Source organism: Chryseobacterium sp. ERMR1:04, assembly GCF_001297705.1.
Classification (GTDB): domain Bacteria; phylum Bacteroidota; class Bacteroidia; order Flavobacteriales; family Weeksellaceae; genus Chryseobacterium.
Map to the genome: position 1 here is coordinate 775,682 of NZ_LIRF01000008.1, position 14,233 is coordinate 789,914.

15 protein-coding genes are annotated in these 14,233 nt (G+C 34.0%); 10 read left to right on the plus strand and 5 right to left on the minus strand.

The features are described 5' to 3' along the window. Window positions 1-17: 17 nt before the first annotated feature. From AMQ68_RS20775 to AMQ68_RS20790, 4 genes are all read right to left on the minus strand, one after another. Window positions 18-2,648, minus strand: a complete 2,631-nt coding sequence (locus tag AMQ68_RS20775) for a lipopolysaccharide assembly protein LapB (RefSeq protein ID WP_054512495.1) — start codon at window positions 2,646-2,648, stop codon at window positions 18-20. Window positions 2,649-2,733: 85 nt separating this feature from the next. Then, entirely contained in the window at window positions 2,734-3,288 is a 555-nt protein-coding gene (locus AMQ68_RS20780; RefSeq protein ID WP_054512496.1) for a nucleoside triphosphate pyrophosphatase, read from the minus strand. Window positions 3,289-3,298: 10 nt separating this feature from the next. Beyond that, window positions 3,299-3,817 carry an HAD family hydrolase gene (locus AMQ68_RS20785; protein WP_054512497.1) on the minus strand — a complete coding sequence of 173 codons (519 nt, stop codon included), beginning with the start codon at window positions 3,815-3,817 and terminating at the stop codon, window positions 3,299-3,301. Beyond that, window positions 3,807-4,556, minus strand: coding sequence for a Rossmann-like and DUF2520 domain-containing protein (locus AMQ68_RS20790; RefSeq protein WP_054512498.1), 750 nt, complete (start codon window positions 4,554-4,556; stop codon window positions 3,807-3,809). Before AMQ68_RS20790 ends, AMQ68_RS20785 begins: the two co-directional genes overlap by 11 nt. Before the next feature lie 200 nt (window positions 4,557-4,756). On the opposite strand from AMQ68_RS20790, the gene AMQ68_RS20795 reads away from it, so the two are divergent. From AMQ68_RS20795 to lepA, 6 genes are all read left to right on the plus strand, one after another. Next, window positions 4,757-5,308 (plus strand): RNA polymerase sigma factor, encoded by a 552-nt coding sequence (locus tag AMQ68_RS20795; protein WP_054512499.1) that lies wholly within the window; start codon window positions 4,757-4,759, stop codon window positions 5,306-5,308. A gap of 18 nt (window positions 5,309-5,326) precedes the next feature. Then, window positions 5,327-5,860 carry a hypothetical protein gene (locus AMQ68_RS20800; RefSeq protein ID WP_054512500.1) on the plus strand — a complete coding sequence of 178 codons (534 nt, stop codon included), beginning with the start codon at window positions 5,327-5,329 and terminating at the stop codon, window positions 5,858-5,860. Between the two features lie 6 nt (window positions 5,861-5,866). After that, window positions 5,867-6,376, plus strand: a complete 510-nt coding sequence (locus AMQ68_RS20805; protein ID WP_054512501.1) for a hypothetical protein — start codon at window positions 5,867-5,869, stop codon at window positions 6,374-6,376. A gap of 100 nt (window positions 6,377-6,476) precedes the next feature. After that, window positions 6,477-7,520, plus strand: a complete 1,044-nt coding sequence (locus AMQ68_RS20810; protein WP_054512502.1) for a hypothetical protein — start codon at window positions 6,477-6,479, stop codon at window positions 7,518-7,520. Between the two features lie 74 nt (window positions 7,521-7,594). After that, the gene (locus AMQ68_RS20815) at window positions 7,595-8,623 is read left to right on the plus strand and encodes a hypothetical protein (protein WP_054512503.1); all 1,029 of its coding nucleotides are present in this window, start codon (window positions 7,595-7,597) and stop codon (window positions 8,621-8,623) included. Between the two features lie 163 nt (window positions 8,624-8,786). After that, the gene (gene lepA, locus AMQ68_RS20820) at window positions 8,787-10,583 is read left to right on the plus strand and encodes a translation elongation factor 4 (RefSeq protein ID WP_054512504.1); all 1,797 of its coding nucleotides are present in this window, start codon (window positions 8,787-8,789) and stop codon (window positions 10,581-10,583) included. Between the two features lie 52 nt (window positions 10,584-10,635). Here the strand turns inward: lepA and AMQ68_RS20825 are convergent, their stop codons facing one another. Continuing rightward, complete coding sequence (locus AMQ68_RS20825) at window positions 10,636-11,403, minus strand: hypothetical protein (RefSeq protein WP_123905748.1); 768 nt, start codon at window positions 11,401-11,403, stop codon at window positions 10,636-10,638. A 66-nt stretch (window positions 11,404-11,469) separates the two neighbouring features. Here AMQ68_RS20825 and AMQ68_RS20830 point away from each other — a divergent pair, with 66 nt between their 5' ends. The 4 genes from AMQ68_RS20830 (at window position 11,470) to AMQ68_RS20845 (ending at window position 14,231) form a co-directional block, all read left to right on the plus strand. Further along, a complete protein-coding gene (locus AMQ68_RS20830) occupies window positions 11,470-12,165 on the plus strand; it encodes an NUDIX domain-containing protein (protein ID WP_054512506.1) in 696 nt (231 codons plus the stop codon). Window positions 12,166-12,417: 252 nt separating this feature from the next. Then, window positions 12,418-12,960: an NADAR family protein gene (locus AMQ68_RS20835; protein ID WP_054512507.1), complete on the plus strand. Its 543-nt coding sequence runs from the start codon at window positions 12,418-12,420 to the stop codon at window positions 12,958-12,960. Between the two features lie 78 nt (window positions 12,961-13,038). Continuing rightward, entirely contained in the window at window positions 13,039-13,374 is a 336-nt protein-coding gene (locus tag AMQ68_RS20840; protein ID WP_054512508.1) for a hypothetical protein, read from the plus strand. Window positions 13,375-13,376: 2 nt separating this feature from the next. Further along, window positions 13,377-14,231, plus strand: a complete 855-nt coding sequence (locus tag AMQ68_RS20845; RefSeq protein ID WP_054512509.1) for a hypothetical protein — start codon at window positions 13,377-13,379, stop codon at window positions 14,229-14,231. Window positions 14,232-14,233 lie beyond the last annotated feature (2 nt).

Here is a 14,233-nt window from a genome sequence, read left to right on the forward strand (position 1 = left end):
TCTTCGCTTTTCTTATTTTATTTAGTTTTTGCCGGAGTTGTTTTTTGAGGCTTCTGCCCCGGAGTACTGCCTGGCTGAGTAGGCGGCGGTGCAGGGGTAGACTCATCTAAAAGCATTGCATTGCTATTGACAGTCTGCGCTGGTGCTGATGGCTGCGTAGATGGTGGTACATTTACATTTTGATTATTCATTTGCCCCCCATTATTATCCATATTCTGAGAAGTGGGTTGCTGTAATGGCTTACTTCCCGGTTTCTGAAGGGTATTTCCTTTAGTATCCGTTTCCTGGAACGAAAGCTCACTTTTCAGGTAATTAAGCATCTCTTTGGCTTTGATTCCTTCAGGGGTTTTAGCGTAATTTAAAGCAATCTGCTCTAGCTGTAGAATCATTACTTCCTTACCGCTCGATTTTCCGCTATTAAAGGCATTCAATAAGTACATTTTTGGGACTAAGGCATCTTTCGGGTATTTCACAAGAGCTTGGTCCAATATCTGTTTACTTTCTGCAAATTTCTCAGATTCAAACAAAGCATACGCCTTTTTATATTCATTTTGAACGTCTTCTGAAGATTTTACAAACGAATTGTTTTTAGGGTTTCTGGCAAACTCTGCGTAAGATGTATAAGGATAATCTTTTAATAAGATCTGTTTTGCTCGTTCTGAAGACTGAGGTGTCTTCTCATAATTCATGGCAAAGATCTCATATAAAGCCTGTAGCATTACTTTTTCTTCAGGTTTTACATCTACCAGATCATACAATGTTTTAGTGGCTAAAGGAGTATTGGTAAAATAGTTCTGATACATAATTCCCAAGCCTAAAGAAGCCGTGTCTCTGTCTTTTTTAAGTTGATCTAATTTACCAAGATCAGTAGGAATCTGTTCGATGTAAAAACTAGGCTCAAAACGTCTTGGATTGGGTGCTGAAGTAACGCCCAACGCTTCATTCTTCATATCATCAATAGAGCTCATCTTTTTAGAGAAACGCCAGTTATCTACAAGCGCTCTATCTCCCCAAACTTGCTTAAATGAGGAAGATCCTTTTGATACCGTTCCTGTATTGCTGAAATAAAATCCTTTTGCTGAAGTTCCAAAGTTTTCAAAAGAGTTGGAACTATTCGCAAAAATAGAATTTGCACTATAATCTCCTGTATCAAAGCCTTTCGCTCTTTCTGCACGTCTTCTTTCAATCTCTTCTTTTTCTTCTTTTACTTTTAATTTAGCGATATGCTTGGTGAAAAAATCAGTTTTTTGAGCTTCAGACATCTTCGCTAAAGAAAGAATACTGTCATTTTTCTTGATCAGATAATAGTTTTTTGATATTTTCTTGATGTTGATAGACTGTTCCTGTAAAAGAATTTTTGAAGGCTCATACGTCATCGCAACAAGTGCTGAGTCATAATAACTTCCGGCTCCGATATAATCGTTTTTATCAAGGTAATCCTTCCCTATTTCATAGTAAGCCAAACCACGAACCTGTAAGTCTGAAACTTTTTCTTTTAAAGATTTTTTGAAAAGGTCCTGCGCTTCTTTTTTCTTACCTGCTTTATTGGCCATTAGCCCTAGCGCATAGTAAAATTCGTTCTTTCTAGATCCGTAAGTTCCTTTTTTACTGATACCTTCCAAATATTTTCTTGCTCCTTCATAATCGCCTTTTCCGTTAAAAGTTTTGGCAATTTCTATTTGAGATTTAACTTCAAATTCGAAATCATTAGCATATTTATAGGCAGCCATGAAGCTTTCTCTGGCTTTCTCATTTTGATTTAACCCTTCTAAAACCTGACCTCTTAAGAAGGCAATTCTACTTTTCAGTTTTCTGTTGGAGTTCAATTCGTAAGCATTATCAAGCTCTTTTGCAGCCTCTTCCTTCTTTCCTGCATCTAAAAGAGATTCAGCATAATAAATACTTAATAGTTTTTTATCATTTTTACCAATATCCTCTCCTTTTAACAGAGAAAATATTTCATGAGCTCTATGATAATCTTTCTTTTGATCATAGGCTACTCCACGATAAATTTTGGCTAAAGCAATCCTTTTATCATCCTTCATATGCGTGAAAACATAGTTCAACGCATCTAAAGCTTCTGAAGATTTGTTTTGGTAAATTCTTGATTGTGCAAGGATAATGTAAGCATCAAAGATCTTTTTGTTCTTTTCTTCCCCATTTTTGATCACCGAATATTTATTGATCGCTTTTAAGGCTTTTGCTTCTGCAATTTCTAAAACGGTAGCACCTTTATTTTCTTGCTGGCCATTTTGTTCTACCTGATTGTTTTGATTATTGCCATTATTGTTACCTGGCATCCCCGGAGGAGCACCTGGAGGTCTTCCGGGAGCATTTCTACCTCCTGAATTATTTACTTCCGCCATTTTCATGGTGTTTTCAGCAAATGCAGAAGATTGCCCAAGATCACTGCCTAGAGGCTGGTCTTCAAAGGTAAGAATAGGAATATAAGGGGCATAAAAATTATCTTTATGTGCTTTATCTCTACTCGTAAATTCACTGTTCAACGCGTCTTTAGCGTTAAATAGTGTATTGTAATATGTGGAAAACCCTTTCATGAACTTCGATCGCTGGTCGGGCCTCTTGGGTTTTGATCCACAAGAGAGAACGATACAAGCTGCTAAAAGGAATAGGATATTTTTTTTCATTACTCAATATAACTAGCCAATTTACTTTTTATTATCAAAAGATTGATGATTTTGTAAAAATAATAAAATTTTATATTGAAAATACTTATATTTCTTTCAAAATTTTGTAAACCAAATGGGTAGGAAGTCCCATTATCGTATAAAAACTACCGGATAGTTTTTTAATTTTCGCCATTCCAAGCCATTCTTGTATGCCATAGCTTCCTGCTTTGTCGAAAGGTTTGTAGTTTTGAACGTAATACTCTATTTCTTCATCTGAAATATCATCAAGTTCTACATCTGCTACATCTGTTTCTGTAATGGTTTTATCGATTGTTTTGATGGTAATTCCGGTATAAACCTGATGCGTTGTTCCAGATAGCTTCTGCAACATTCTCTTTGCATCTGCTTCATCTTTTGGTTTTCCCAAAATCTGATGATCAATGGCTACCACGGTATCTGAAGTCAATAAAACTTCATCGTCTACGAGATTTCTGAATGCATTTGCTTTTAATTCAGCTAAATACGCTGCCGCCTCTCCTATTTCAATATTTTCGGGTAAGATTTCTTCACAATCTATTTTTACCACCTCGAAATCAAATCCTAAACTGGAAAGTAATTCTTTTCTTCGTGGCGATTGTGATGCTAATAGTAATTTCATTATCAGTTAATTATATAGATTGTGTGTTATCTTCCAGCCAGGTTCCCTGAATTTTCATTACTTGCTCAATGACATCACGTACTGCCCCACTTCCCCCTTGTTTTGGAGAAATGTAGTCGGAAATTCCTTTCACCTCAGGAACTGCATTTTCGGGACACGTTGCAATAGCAGATGTCTCCATCATACGAATATCCGGAAGGTCATCTCCCATTGTTAAAATTTCTTCGTTTTTAAGATTGTATTTCTTTTTAAAATCTTCAAAATCAACCATCTTATTATGAGATTTTGCATAATAATCATGAATTCCAAGATAATTGATTCTGTGTTTTACCATTTCATCATTCCCTCCTGTAATGACTCCGATTAAATAATTGTTTTTTAATGCTTTAACAACAGCATAGCCATCCAGAACATTCATTACTCTAGACATATTTCCTCCAGGCATCAAATAAACACTTCCATCTGTGAAAACTCCGTCTACATCAAATACAAATGCTTTTATATCTTTTAATTTCTCTTTATAACTCATACATTTTTTTAATAGAATGATTCATTGTTTTATAGATCTCCAGACTTTCATCTTTCAATAATTCTTCATGCAACTGCAAAATACGTGCATCATTTCTTACGGCAGGTCCGGTTTGTGCAGATTTGGGTTCAATTTCATGGATTTTCTGAACGGTTTCATCAATCAGCGGTAAAAAATAATCAAACGGAATCTCCTGAGAATCTGAAATTTCCTTTGCTCTTGAAAAAAGATGATTCACAAAATTGCAGGCAAAAACTGCGGTTAAATGAATATACTTTCTCTTTTCGTGGGTGCTTTCCATTACATTGTTGGAAATTTTAGAGGCAATTTCAAAAAGGAGCGCTTTATCTTCTTCATTTTCAGTCTCTATGAAGAAAGGAATCTTTTTGTAATCCAATTCTTTAGATTTAGAAAAAGTCTGTAAAGGATAAAGGCTTGATTTTCTGTACGCTCCTACTAAAACTTCTTTGGGTAGCGATCCGGATGTATGCACAACCAGACAATCTTTTTTAGTAATGATCTTAGACACATTTTCTACAGAACTGTCACTTACACAAATGATATACAGATTTGCGTCTTCTAGTTTTTCTGTTGAATAAGGAATATTTAATTCTTCAGAAATCTTATCGAGTTCTGCTCCGTTTCTTCCGAAAATCTGAGCTAATGGAATGTTATTCAGAACAAAAGCTTTTGCCAGATGATAGGCTACATTTCCGGAACCAATAATTACAATTTGCATAAAACAAAGATAATATTTTAAGCTGAGTTGAAAAAGGAAGTTGAACGCTAGAGGATGGAAGTTTTTGTAAATCTGCTTATTGCCCGCTGCTTCAAGTTTAAAACGTAACAGTCTGATATTATTTCAATATTTGGACTAAAAATTGAATAAGTAATTTAACTTTCCATTATTTTTGTAATCCAAAACAATGAAAGCATCTTATGAAGATTAAGGACGCGGAGATTATTACGCTGATGCAAAACCCACGAACTCAGGAGAAAGGAGTTCGCGCGTTGATGGATGCTTATCAAAGTAGATTGTATTGGCATATAAGAAGAATTATTGTGGATGGTGATCTTGCGCAAGATACCTTGCAGGAAACATTCATTAAAGCATATCAGAATTTTCATCAGTTCAAAAATGATAGTCAGTTGTACACCTGGCTGTACAGAATCGCTACTAACGAAGCATTACAGCAGGTAAACAAGTTAAAGAAAATGCAAAAGACGGATGAAGATCCGGAATATTATATGCAGAACCTTGTGGCTGATAACACAGAGACGGATGCAGAAGAGATACAGGTACTATTACAGAGCGCTATACAAAGTCTGCCTGAAAAGCAGAAACTGGTATTTATGATGCGGTATTATGATGATTTGCCTTACGAAGAAATATCAAAAATTGTAGATATGTCGGTAGGGACTTTAAAAACGAATTATCATTATGCCAAGCAAAAAATTGAAGAATATATAAAAGAAAATTACGAAAAATAATTTTTGAGACGAAAAGACATGAAAGAGTTCGATATAGAAAAATTAGAACGTAAGAACATTTACAAGGTTCCTGATAATTTGTTTGAAAACATTCAGGAAAGAGTAATGAATGATGTGAAAGCCAATACGAAAGCACCTATTTTTAAACTGAATTGGGTATATGCAGTGGCTGCATCATTGGCTTTGATTTTTGGGGCTAGTTTTGTTTTTAATCAAAATAATGATTCAACAAAAAATATAGGTAATTCTGGAGCCACGTATGCTGCGAATACCCAAGCACCAAAAAATGAAAGTGAGTTGGCTTATGAAACATTGAAATCTGATTTAACTTCTGTTGAAAATAATAATCAAATAGTTGTTAATCAAAACAGTAGAAATTTTGTTTCGCAAGCAACTGAAACAAAAGAGGTTGCTACGCCAAAAATAGCGAAACCAGTTTCTAAGAAAAATGAAACTCAAATTAATGAATATTTAGATTCGTTTTCTAATTCTGAAATCTCAGAATTAGCAAGCAATTCTACTCAGGATGTTTATTTGGATTTATATAATTAAAGAAAGATGAAAAAGATATTATTTACACTTTTTATTATTTATGGTTTTGGGTTAAATGCCCAAAAAACGGATTATGACTGGAAAAAGATGGACCCTAAACAAAGAAAAGAGGTAATAAATAATCTTTCTCCAGAAGAAAGAAAAACTCTTTTAGCTAAATTCAGGAATAATATGGTGATGGATAATCTGGATATTGAAGCAAGTGATAAGGCTGAATTTACGCAGCTTTACAATGAATATCTTGATAACCAGAAACAAATAAAAAGCCAGTTTAATTCTAATTTTAACCCTGAAACTTTATCAGACGATGAAGCAAAAGCAAAATTGCAGCAAAGTTTTGAAGTAGGGCAAAAGTTATTAGATAATAGAAAAAAATACGCAGATAAAATGCAGGAAGTTATTCCTTGCCAGAAAGTCTTGAAGTTGTTTCAATCTGAGGGTATGATGAGAGATAAAATGAACGAAAGAAAACCTCACGGAAACCACAATGCTACAGGACCGAAGCAAGCCCCATAATAGTTTATTTTTTTAATGTTGGACGACTCTTACAAATCTTTTTTTGTGAGAGTCGTTTGATTTTAAACAAATTGCTATTTTTGATAAAACCTTTTATCACATGAAAAAAATCTTACAAATCACATTCATTTTCATATCTATTCTATCATTTTCGCAGGCTCAGGAAATTATTAAGGAAAGAGGAAACCTTTCCAATCCAAAAGGGAATATCTATAAATCTCTTGCTGTTATAGACCAAAGAGAAGACAAGAAAATAGGAGAGATGCCTTTCGGTGATAACAAAGAAATGAAAGAAATTGTTTTCCCAACAACCGTAGATCATTTTTTAAGTCAATGGTATACAGAAAGTAATCATAAAGGAGGCAAACATGAATTGGTTCTGGTTTTAAAAAGATTAAAAACATCAATGGGTGAAACGGATGGAAAAGAAACAGAAGCGAACGTTGATTTTTCAGCACAAACTTTTCTGAAAGAAGAAGATCATTATAGATTTTTATACAAAAAAGACACGGTTTACAGTTTTAAGAATAAAAATATTTCTGAAGTGGTTGTAAAGAATATTCCGGTCATCATTGCGATGTTTATGAAGAAGACTTATACAATGAAACCTGTGGAAAGTTCAGTGACAATTGATGCTCTTACAGACTATGAATCGTATGTTAAAAATAATTCTGAAGCGTATAAAAACGAGCAATTAAAAGATGGCGTTTATCTAAATTATATTTCGTTTTTTAATCAAACTCCGGAGCAAGGAATATATATTCTTGAGAAAAATAGCAGAGGAGAGGTTTTGAGGGCGGTAAAAGATGAAAATGGAAAGAAAGATAAAATCTCTGCTAATGAAATGTTTGTGTATGTGGAAAATGGGAAGGCTTATAAGAAGACCTATTCTGGATTTTTAGAATTAGATAAAAATGAAAAAGGATTTTACTTGATAGGCAATAGAGGATTTATTTTACCAGTTAGAAACTCAGCTGTTTTTGTAAGTGTTGGTGGCGCTCAAGGAGGAATGTATGGAGGCTTAGCTGTTGGGCTTGTCGGTATTTTTGAAAGAGGGTTGAGACAAAATAAAATGAAAAAAGATGAAAAAGCGGAAGTGTATATTGATCCTTTAACTGGAGAATATGATTTTTCGAATGAATAAAATAATGACTCTTACGTTTTGTGAGAGTCTTTTATTTTAAACTAATTCTTATTTTTGCGGGAAATATAAAAACGATGAAACAAATTCTATTATTCCTTTTATTTTCAGGGTCATTGTTTGCCCAAAAAACTCAGTTTATAGAGCTTAGGCAAAGTATAAAAGATAAAAATAAACTTGCAAACTCTCTTACTTTAATCGACAGACGAGAAGATAAAACCATAGGGATAGTTTCACACAGAAAAGAACCTTACGAGGTTAAATTTGAAAAAGATGATCTGGAAAAATTATTTTCAGATTGGTTTTTAGAAGATAATAAGGTGCTGGGAAATACTAAATATTTCCTTATACTAGAAGATCTAAAGGTTAAGGATATACCTACTGAAAGATCAGTTATGGGACATTTGGAAATGCAGGTTTCTACCTTTTTAAAAAGAAATGAGAAATTTTATTTTTTAAAAAAAATTAAAATTTCAAAGAATTATCCGCAGAAAGATCATGCTTATATCACGAGAGCTATAGCAGCCAAAATATCATTAGAATTAGCTAATATTATAAAGGATTCATATACTGAAGCAGGGTTGAATATAGCTGTCTCTGAGACTGAACTTGGAAATTATGAAAAGGTAATATCAGAACAGCTACCGATTTACACCTCCCAGTCTTTTACGGATGGAGTTTATAGAGATTATAAGTCATTTGCAGAACAAAATCCGGATAAAGAACTTGCAGTAAAGAAGAATAAAGATGGGGTGATTAAAGGAGTGAAAAGAGTTGATGGTTATGATAATCTAAGTAAAGATGTTTTTGCAATCATCGATAACGGAGTTGCTTATAAAAAGACACCTATAAGTATCATTGAAATTGAAAAAGATAATGAAGGAATTTTTATAATGGCATCTCAGGAAGAAATTTTTCCGCAGTATAGCAGTACCCCGATTATCGTAGGAGCAGGAGCTGCTGGTGCTATTGGAGGTCTGGTAGTAGGTGTAATAAATATTGCGGCCACAAAAATCAGAAGGCAGAATGCTCTGTATTATAGAGTAGGAATTGATAAGCTTACTGGGAATTATATTTTACCGGAAGGCTTTGATAAAAATAAATAATATGATAAAAAAGAAAAAGTATATATCAGTCCTTTAACGGGAGAGTATATTTTTGAGTATTAAGTATAAAACTTAAACTTTTAAAAATTAATTTCACACTAAAAATTTAAGAGAGAGGATTTGTCTCTCTTTTTTTTATCTTTGCAAATTACATAGTTCTTAAATGAAAAACATACGAAATTTTTGCATAATCGCTCATATTGACCACGGTAAAAGTACTTTGGCGGACCGTCTTTTAGAGTATACCAATACCGTTACTCAGAGAGAATTACAGTCTCAGACGCTTGATGATATGGATTTGGAGAAAGAACGTGGGATCACGATTAAATCTCACGCTATCCAGATGGATTATGAGCTTAATGGAGAAAAATATATTTTAAACCTAATTGATACACCGGGACACGTAGATTTCTCTTATGAGGTTTCTCGTTCTATTGCTGCTTGTGAAGGCGCACTTCTTATTGTAGATGCTGCACAAAGTATCCAGGCGCAGACAATTAGTAATTTGTATTTAGCCTTAGAAAATGACTTGGAAATTATTCCGATTCTTAATAAAATAGATCTTCCATCAGCAAATCCAGAAGAAGTTACCGACGAGATTATGGGACTTTTAGGATGTAAGTATGAAGATGTTCTTAGAGTTTCCGGTAAAACGGGAGAAGGAGTTCATGAATTGCTTGAGCATATTGTGAAGAAGATTCCAGCTCCGGTTGGAGATCCGGATGCACCGCTTCAGGCATTGATTTTTGATTCAGTTTACAATCCGTTCAGAGGTATTGAAGCCTATTTCAAAATCGTAAACGGAAGTATTTCTAAAAATGAGAAAATCAAATTTTTCGCAACAGGAAAAGAATATGGTGCAGATGAAGTAGGGACTTTAAAATTAAAGCAGGTTCCTAAGAAAACCATTCACTGTGGTGATGTAGGGTACATTATTTCCGGAATTAAAGATGCAAGAGAAGTAAAAGTAGGTGATACCATTACCTCTTTTGTAAATCCTGCAGCTGCGGCGATTGATGGATTTGAAGAAGTAAAACCAATGGTTTTTGCAGGGATTTATCCTATTGAATCTGAAGATTTTGAAGAGTTAAGATTTTCATTGGAAAAATTAAGACTAAATGATGCTTCTTTGGTTTTCGAACCGGAAAGTTCAGCAGCACTTGGTTTTGGTTTCCGTTGCGGATTCTTGGGAATGCTTCACATGGAAATTGTTCAGGAGCGTTTAGACAGAGAGTTTAACATGGATGTTATTACAACTGTTCCCAACGTTTCTTACCACGGATATTCAAAGAAAGATCCTGAAACAACGATATTGATCAATAACCCATCTGAAATGATTGATCCCAATCTTTTAGACAGAGTGGAAGAGCCTTATATCAAGGCTTCAATTATTACTAAATCTGATTTTGTGGGTTCTGTAATGACGCTTTGTATTGAGAAAAGAGGGGAGATTGTAAACCAAAGTTACCTGACAGCAGACAGAGTAGAATTAACGTTCAATATGCCTTTGGCTGAGGTTGTTTTCGACTTTTATGACCGTTTGAAATCTATCTCTAAAGGATATGCATCATTCGATTATTCACCCATCGGAATGCGTTCTTCAAAATTGGTAAAAATGGATATCCTGATCAATGGAGATATGGTAGATGCTTTATCATCATTGATTCACGATAGCAATGCATATTACATCGGTAAAAAGATGTGTGAAAAACTTCGTGAACTAATTCCTAGACAGCAGTTTGATATTGCAGTTCAGGCAGCGTTAGGAGCGAAAGTGATTGCAAGAGAAACGATTAAAGCGTTAAGAAAAGACGTTACGGCAAAATGTTACGGAGGAGATATTTCCAGAAAACGTAAATTGCTAGAGAAACAAAAAGAAGGTAAAAAGAAAATGAAGCAGATTGGTAGAGTAGAAGTACCACAATCAGCGTTCATGGCTGTTTTGAAATTAAATGATTAAGCATTTAGATGCATTTTTAATATTGAATCCACAGATTTTTTCTGTGGATTTTTTATTTCAGTTCAAACAGATTTCGTTGCTTTTCAATGATGCTTTTGTCATAATTCATTAAAAATGCTTCAGTTGAGTGATCATAGAAAAATATTTTGAATTTTCCCTTATCCTTTCCTTTCAGAAAGTTTACAGACAAAACCATTATTTCATTAGGATTAAATTCCCAATATTGGTATTGTATCCTGCTGTCACCACATACCATAACATTGTCGTTGGATAGCATCTGCCATTTTTGTTGATCATTTAAAACCGCTAGAGTTAAAGATTTAAACTCCTGCAGGATTAATTTTTTACCTGAAATATTTTTTATAAAAACTGGGAATGCTTTGTATTTTTTGATTGTTCCTGTTTCTAGATTGTAAGCATATTTTGGGATAGTGTCATTAATTTTATAACTCATTTCTATATTTTGTCCAGATAAAGAGTCAAATGTGACAGGCTTTTCAGAAGATTTAATTCGGTTAAAATGATGATAAAAAAATCCGGTAAGCATTTGTTCTCGTTTTCTATAGGAACTGTCAGGAACAAATCCTAATGGAGGAGGTGGTGGATCCATCATTCCCATATAATATTTCAACTCAATAGTTGAGGTGTCTTTTCCCACATAGATTATACAGGTCCCTGCTTCATCTATCCCTTCATTAAACTGTTGATAGTTTAGTTTTTCATGATGGCTATCGTGAAGGATAATCTTATCTGCAAAAGATTTTTCTTTTTTGCAGCTGAATAATAAGAAGACTGTAAGACTGTAAAAAAATGTTTTCATGAGGATTATTTGGTAAAAGTAAGAATATTCTTTGTATTTTTGCGTATTCATAACGCAAATTCAAACATGAGCTCTCCAAAAAAATTACAGGATATAAAAGTTGCTGTAGACGCAGTTGTTTTCGGGTATTTTGATAAGAAAGACCTTCAGATTCTTTTAATCAAAAGAAAAATAGAACCTTTCAAGGGCGGGTGGGCGCTTCCAGGAGGCTTGGTTTTAGATGACGAAAATCTCGATGATGCTGTAAAAAGAGAGCTTCACGAAGAGGCGGGCATAAAGCCTGATTTTTTGGAACAACTCTATACTTTTGGTAACGTAGGTCGGGATCCTAGGAATCGAGTGGTTTCTGTGGCTTATTTGGGCTTAGTGAACCCTTCTTACCATGAACTGTTTGCTGACTCTGATGCAGAAGATGCACAATGGTTCAGTGTTACCAAACTTCCTAAGCTTGCTTTTGACCATGATAAAATTATTGATATTGCGTTAAAAAGACTTCGTACGAAAATTCAGTACCAACCAATCGGTTTTAATCTTCTGAATGAAGAATTCCCTTTTTCAGATCTTGAAAATTTATATAAAACCATTGTTGGAAAAGAAATCGACCGCCGAAATTTCCGTAAAAAGATAATGAGCTACGAACTTCTTAAGGAAACGAATAATTTTAAAAAAGAAGGAAGCGGAAGACCCGGGAAATTATTTACCTTCAATCAGGAAAAATATAAAGAATGGGAAGAGCAAGGTTTCTATTTCGAAATCAAGTAGCTTTCCTTTATCTCAATTTCAGTCTTGAAAGTACCCTAAAAATTCATTTTTTCAACTCTAATTAACATAACTAAATATTTAGTTTTATTAAGTTTTTCAATATTTATTAAACGAAAACATTGCTTATTAATCTGTGTGTATGATTTTTATTATTGAAAATCAGCTAATTATGTATTTAGTGTAAAAATAACACAAATAATATTTGGCAGATAAAAGCATATTGTTTTACATTTGTGTAACAATAACACAAACATGAACTATACCTTACAAAATACAATTGAGAAGTTTCAGAGAAAAGAAAAGTTAGACTTTCTATTCTTCTGGGGACACACCGTGAAAGATGAGATTACAAAATCTTGTTTCAGTCAATGGTTTCCTTTCCAATTTGAAGAAAATGGAATTGAATATAAAACAGCAGAACATTACATGATGGCGGGAAAGGCAAAATTATTTAATGATCATCATATAATAGAAGAGATTTTAAAAGCAGATTCTCCCAATCAGGCTAAAAGCTTAGGAAGAAAAGTTAAAAATTTTGATCCGCAACGTTGGAATGAAGAGAAGTATGAAATCGTGAGAAAAGGAAATCTTTTAAAATTCTCCCAAAATCAAAAGTTCAAAGAATTTCTTCTGTCAACAAACGATAAAATCTTGGTAGAAGCTAGTCCATACGATACGATTTGGGGAATCGGAATGTTGGAAACAGATCCAAAAGCAGCAAACCCACTTCTTTGGAATGGTGAAAACTTGTTAGGTTTTGCTTTAATGGAAGTAAGGGATTTGTTAAAAGGATAAAAGAAATTCGTAAAGAATTAAGGCAAAACTATGCAGTTTTTAATTAGTGTAATATTGACACAAATAAAAATATAAAACATGGAAGAAGACTTAAAACCAAGATTCATCGAATCATTACAAAGAAACAATGATCAGATTAGAGAAGATCGGGCCCGAACCATCGGTGAAGATTCAGAGTTGATATACAGACGCCGAGTTGAAGATATTGAATTGAAAATAAAAAGACTGGAACGCGAACAGGAAGGTCTTATTGATATCAGTCCGTTAGACAAAAACAGTTTAACATTTGCAGATTTTCAGCCGGAAGCATTCGTTCAGAGAGACATAGAATTATCATTAACAATCAGAAATTTGAATATTCAACTGGAAGTTTCAACAAAAAGATTTGAATATTTATTTGGTAAAAAATTTTAGTTATGGGAAGTACAAGATACGACATGGACGCTCGTTATGACAGAGCAAGAAAAGAAGGATATGCATCAAAATCTGCAAGTGAAATTTTCACTCAGAATGCAAAAAGAATGGCACATGAATCAATGAATCCTAATGGTATTTCTTTTAGAGAATCAAGAGATTCTGTAGTTCACCCGAATTCAGTTCCTATTATATTAGGATTGGATGTTACAGGAAGTATGGGACATATTCCTCATGAATTAATTAAAGACGGGCTACCCAAGTTAATGGGTGGAATTATCCAGGGAGGCGTTCCTGATCCTGCTCTTTTGTTCTTAGGAATAGGCGATCATGAATGTGACGGATATCCTTTGCAAGTGGGTCAGTTTGAATCAGGAGATGAAGAATTGGATATGTGGCTGACCAGAACTTATATTGAATCAGGCGGTGGAGGAAATGCTGGAGAAAGTTATTTATTGGCTTGGTATTTTGCCGCTTTTCACACCAGAACCGATGCTTTTGAAAAGAGAAATCAGAAAGGACTATTGTTTACGGTAGGTGATGAACCATGCTTGAAAACACTTCCGGCTTCTGCGATCAGAGAAATTATGGGAACGGGGCAACACACTTTTACGCATACCGAATTGCTGAAAGAAGTTCAAAAAAAATACGATGTTTTTCACATCAGTGTTTTGCATTCAGATCAAGCGGTTAGAGCAGATCAAGGTTGGAAAGATCTGTTAGGACAAAACTGTTTATCGATAGAAGATTACAGAGACGTTCCGAATGTGATTAAAGAAATTGTTTGCAACCGATATAAAAATGAATCTTCAAGATCAGTAGATTTAGGAGGATTTAATAATATTCAAATGTTTTAAAA

Excerpts from the sequence above, each read along its gene's own strand:
- AMQ68_RS20775 (WP_054512495.1), bottom strand. The coding sequence starts at position 2,648 with ATGAAAAAAAATATCCTATTCCTTTTAGCAGCTTGTATCGTTCTCTCT.
- AMQ68_RS20780 (WP_054512496.1), bottom strand. The coding sequence starts at position 3,288 with ATGAAATTACTATTAGCATCACAATCGCCACGAAGAAAAGAATTACTT.
- AMQ68_RS20785 (WP_054512497.1), bottom strand. The coding sequence starts at position 3,817 with ATGAGTTATAAAGAGAAATTAAAAGATATAAAAGCATTTGTATTTGAT.
- AMQ68_RS20790 (WP_054512498.1), bottom strand. The coding sequence starts at position 4,556 with ATGCAAATTGTAATTATTGGTTCCGGAAATGTAGCCTATCATCTGGCA.
- AMQ68_RS20795 (WP_054512499.1), top strand. The coding sequence starts at position 4,757 with ATGAAGATTAAGGACGCGGAGATTATTACGCTGATGCAAAACCCACGA.
- AMQ68_RS20800 (WP_054512500.1), top strand. The coding sequence starts at position 5,327 with ATGAAAGAGTTCGATATAGAAAAATTAGAACGTAAGAACATTTACAAG.
- AMQ68_RS20805 (WP_054512501.1), top strand. The coding sequence starts at position 5,867 with ATGAAAAAGATATTATTTACACTTTTTATTATTTATGGTTTTGGGTTA.
- AMQ68_RS20810 (WP_054512502.1), top strand. The coding sequence starts at position 6,477 with ATGAAAAAAATCTTACAAATCACATTCATTTTCATATCTATTCTATCA.
- AMQ68_RS20815 (WP_054512503.1), top strand. The coding sequence starts at position 7,595 with ATGAAACAAATTCTATTATTCCTTTTATTTTCAGGGTCATTGTTTGCC.
- lepA (WP_054512504.1), top strand. The coding sequence starts at position 8,787 with ATGAAAAACATACGAAATTTTTGCATAATCGCTCATATTGACCACGGT.
- AMQ68_RS20825 (WP_123905748.1), bottom strand. The coding sequence starts at position 11,403 with ATGAAAACATTTTTTTACAGTCTTACAGTCTTCTTATTATTCAGCTGC.
- AMQ68_RS20830 (WP_054512506.1), top strand. The coding sequence starts at position 11,470 with ATGAGCTCTCCAAAAAAATTACAGGATATAAAAGTTGCTGTAGACGCA.
- AMQ68_RS20835 (WP_054512507.1), top strand. The coding sequence starts at position 12,418 with ATGAACTATACCTTACAAAATACAATTGAGAAGTTTCAGAGAAAAGAA.
- AMQ68_RS20840 (WP_054512508.1), top strand. The coding sequence starts at position 13,039 with ATGGAAGAAGACTTAAAACCAAGATTCATCGAATCATTACAAAGAAAC.
- AMQ68_RS20845 (WP_054512509.1), top strand. The coding sequence starts at position 13,377 with ATGGGAAGTACAAGATACGACATGGACGCTCGTTATGACAGAGCAAGA.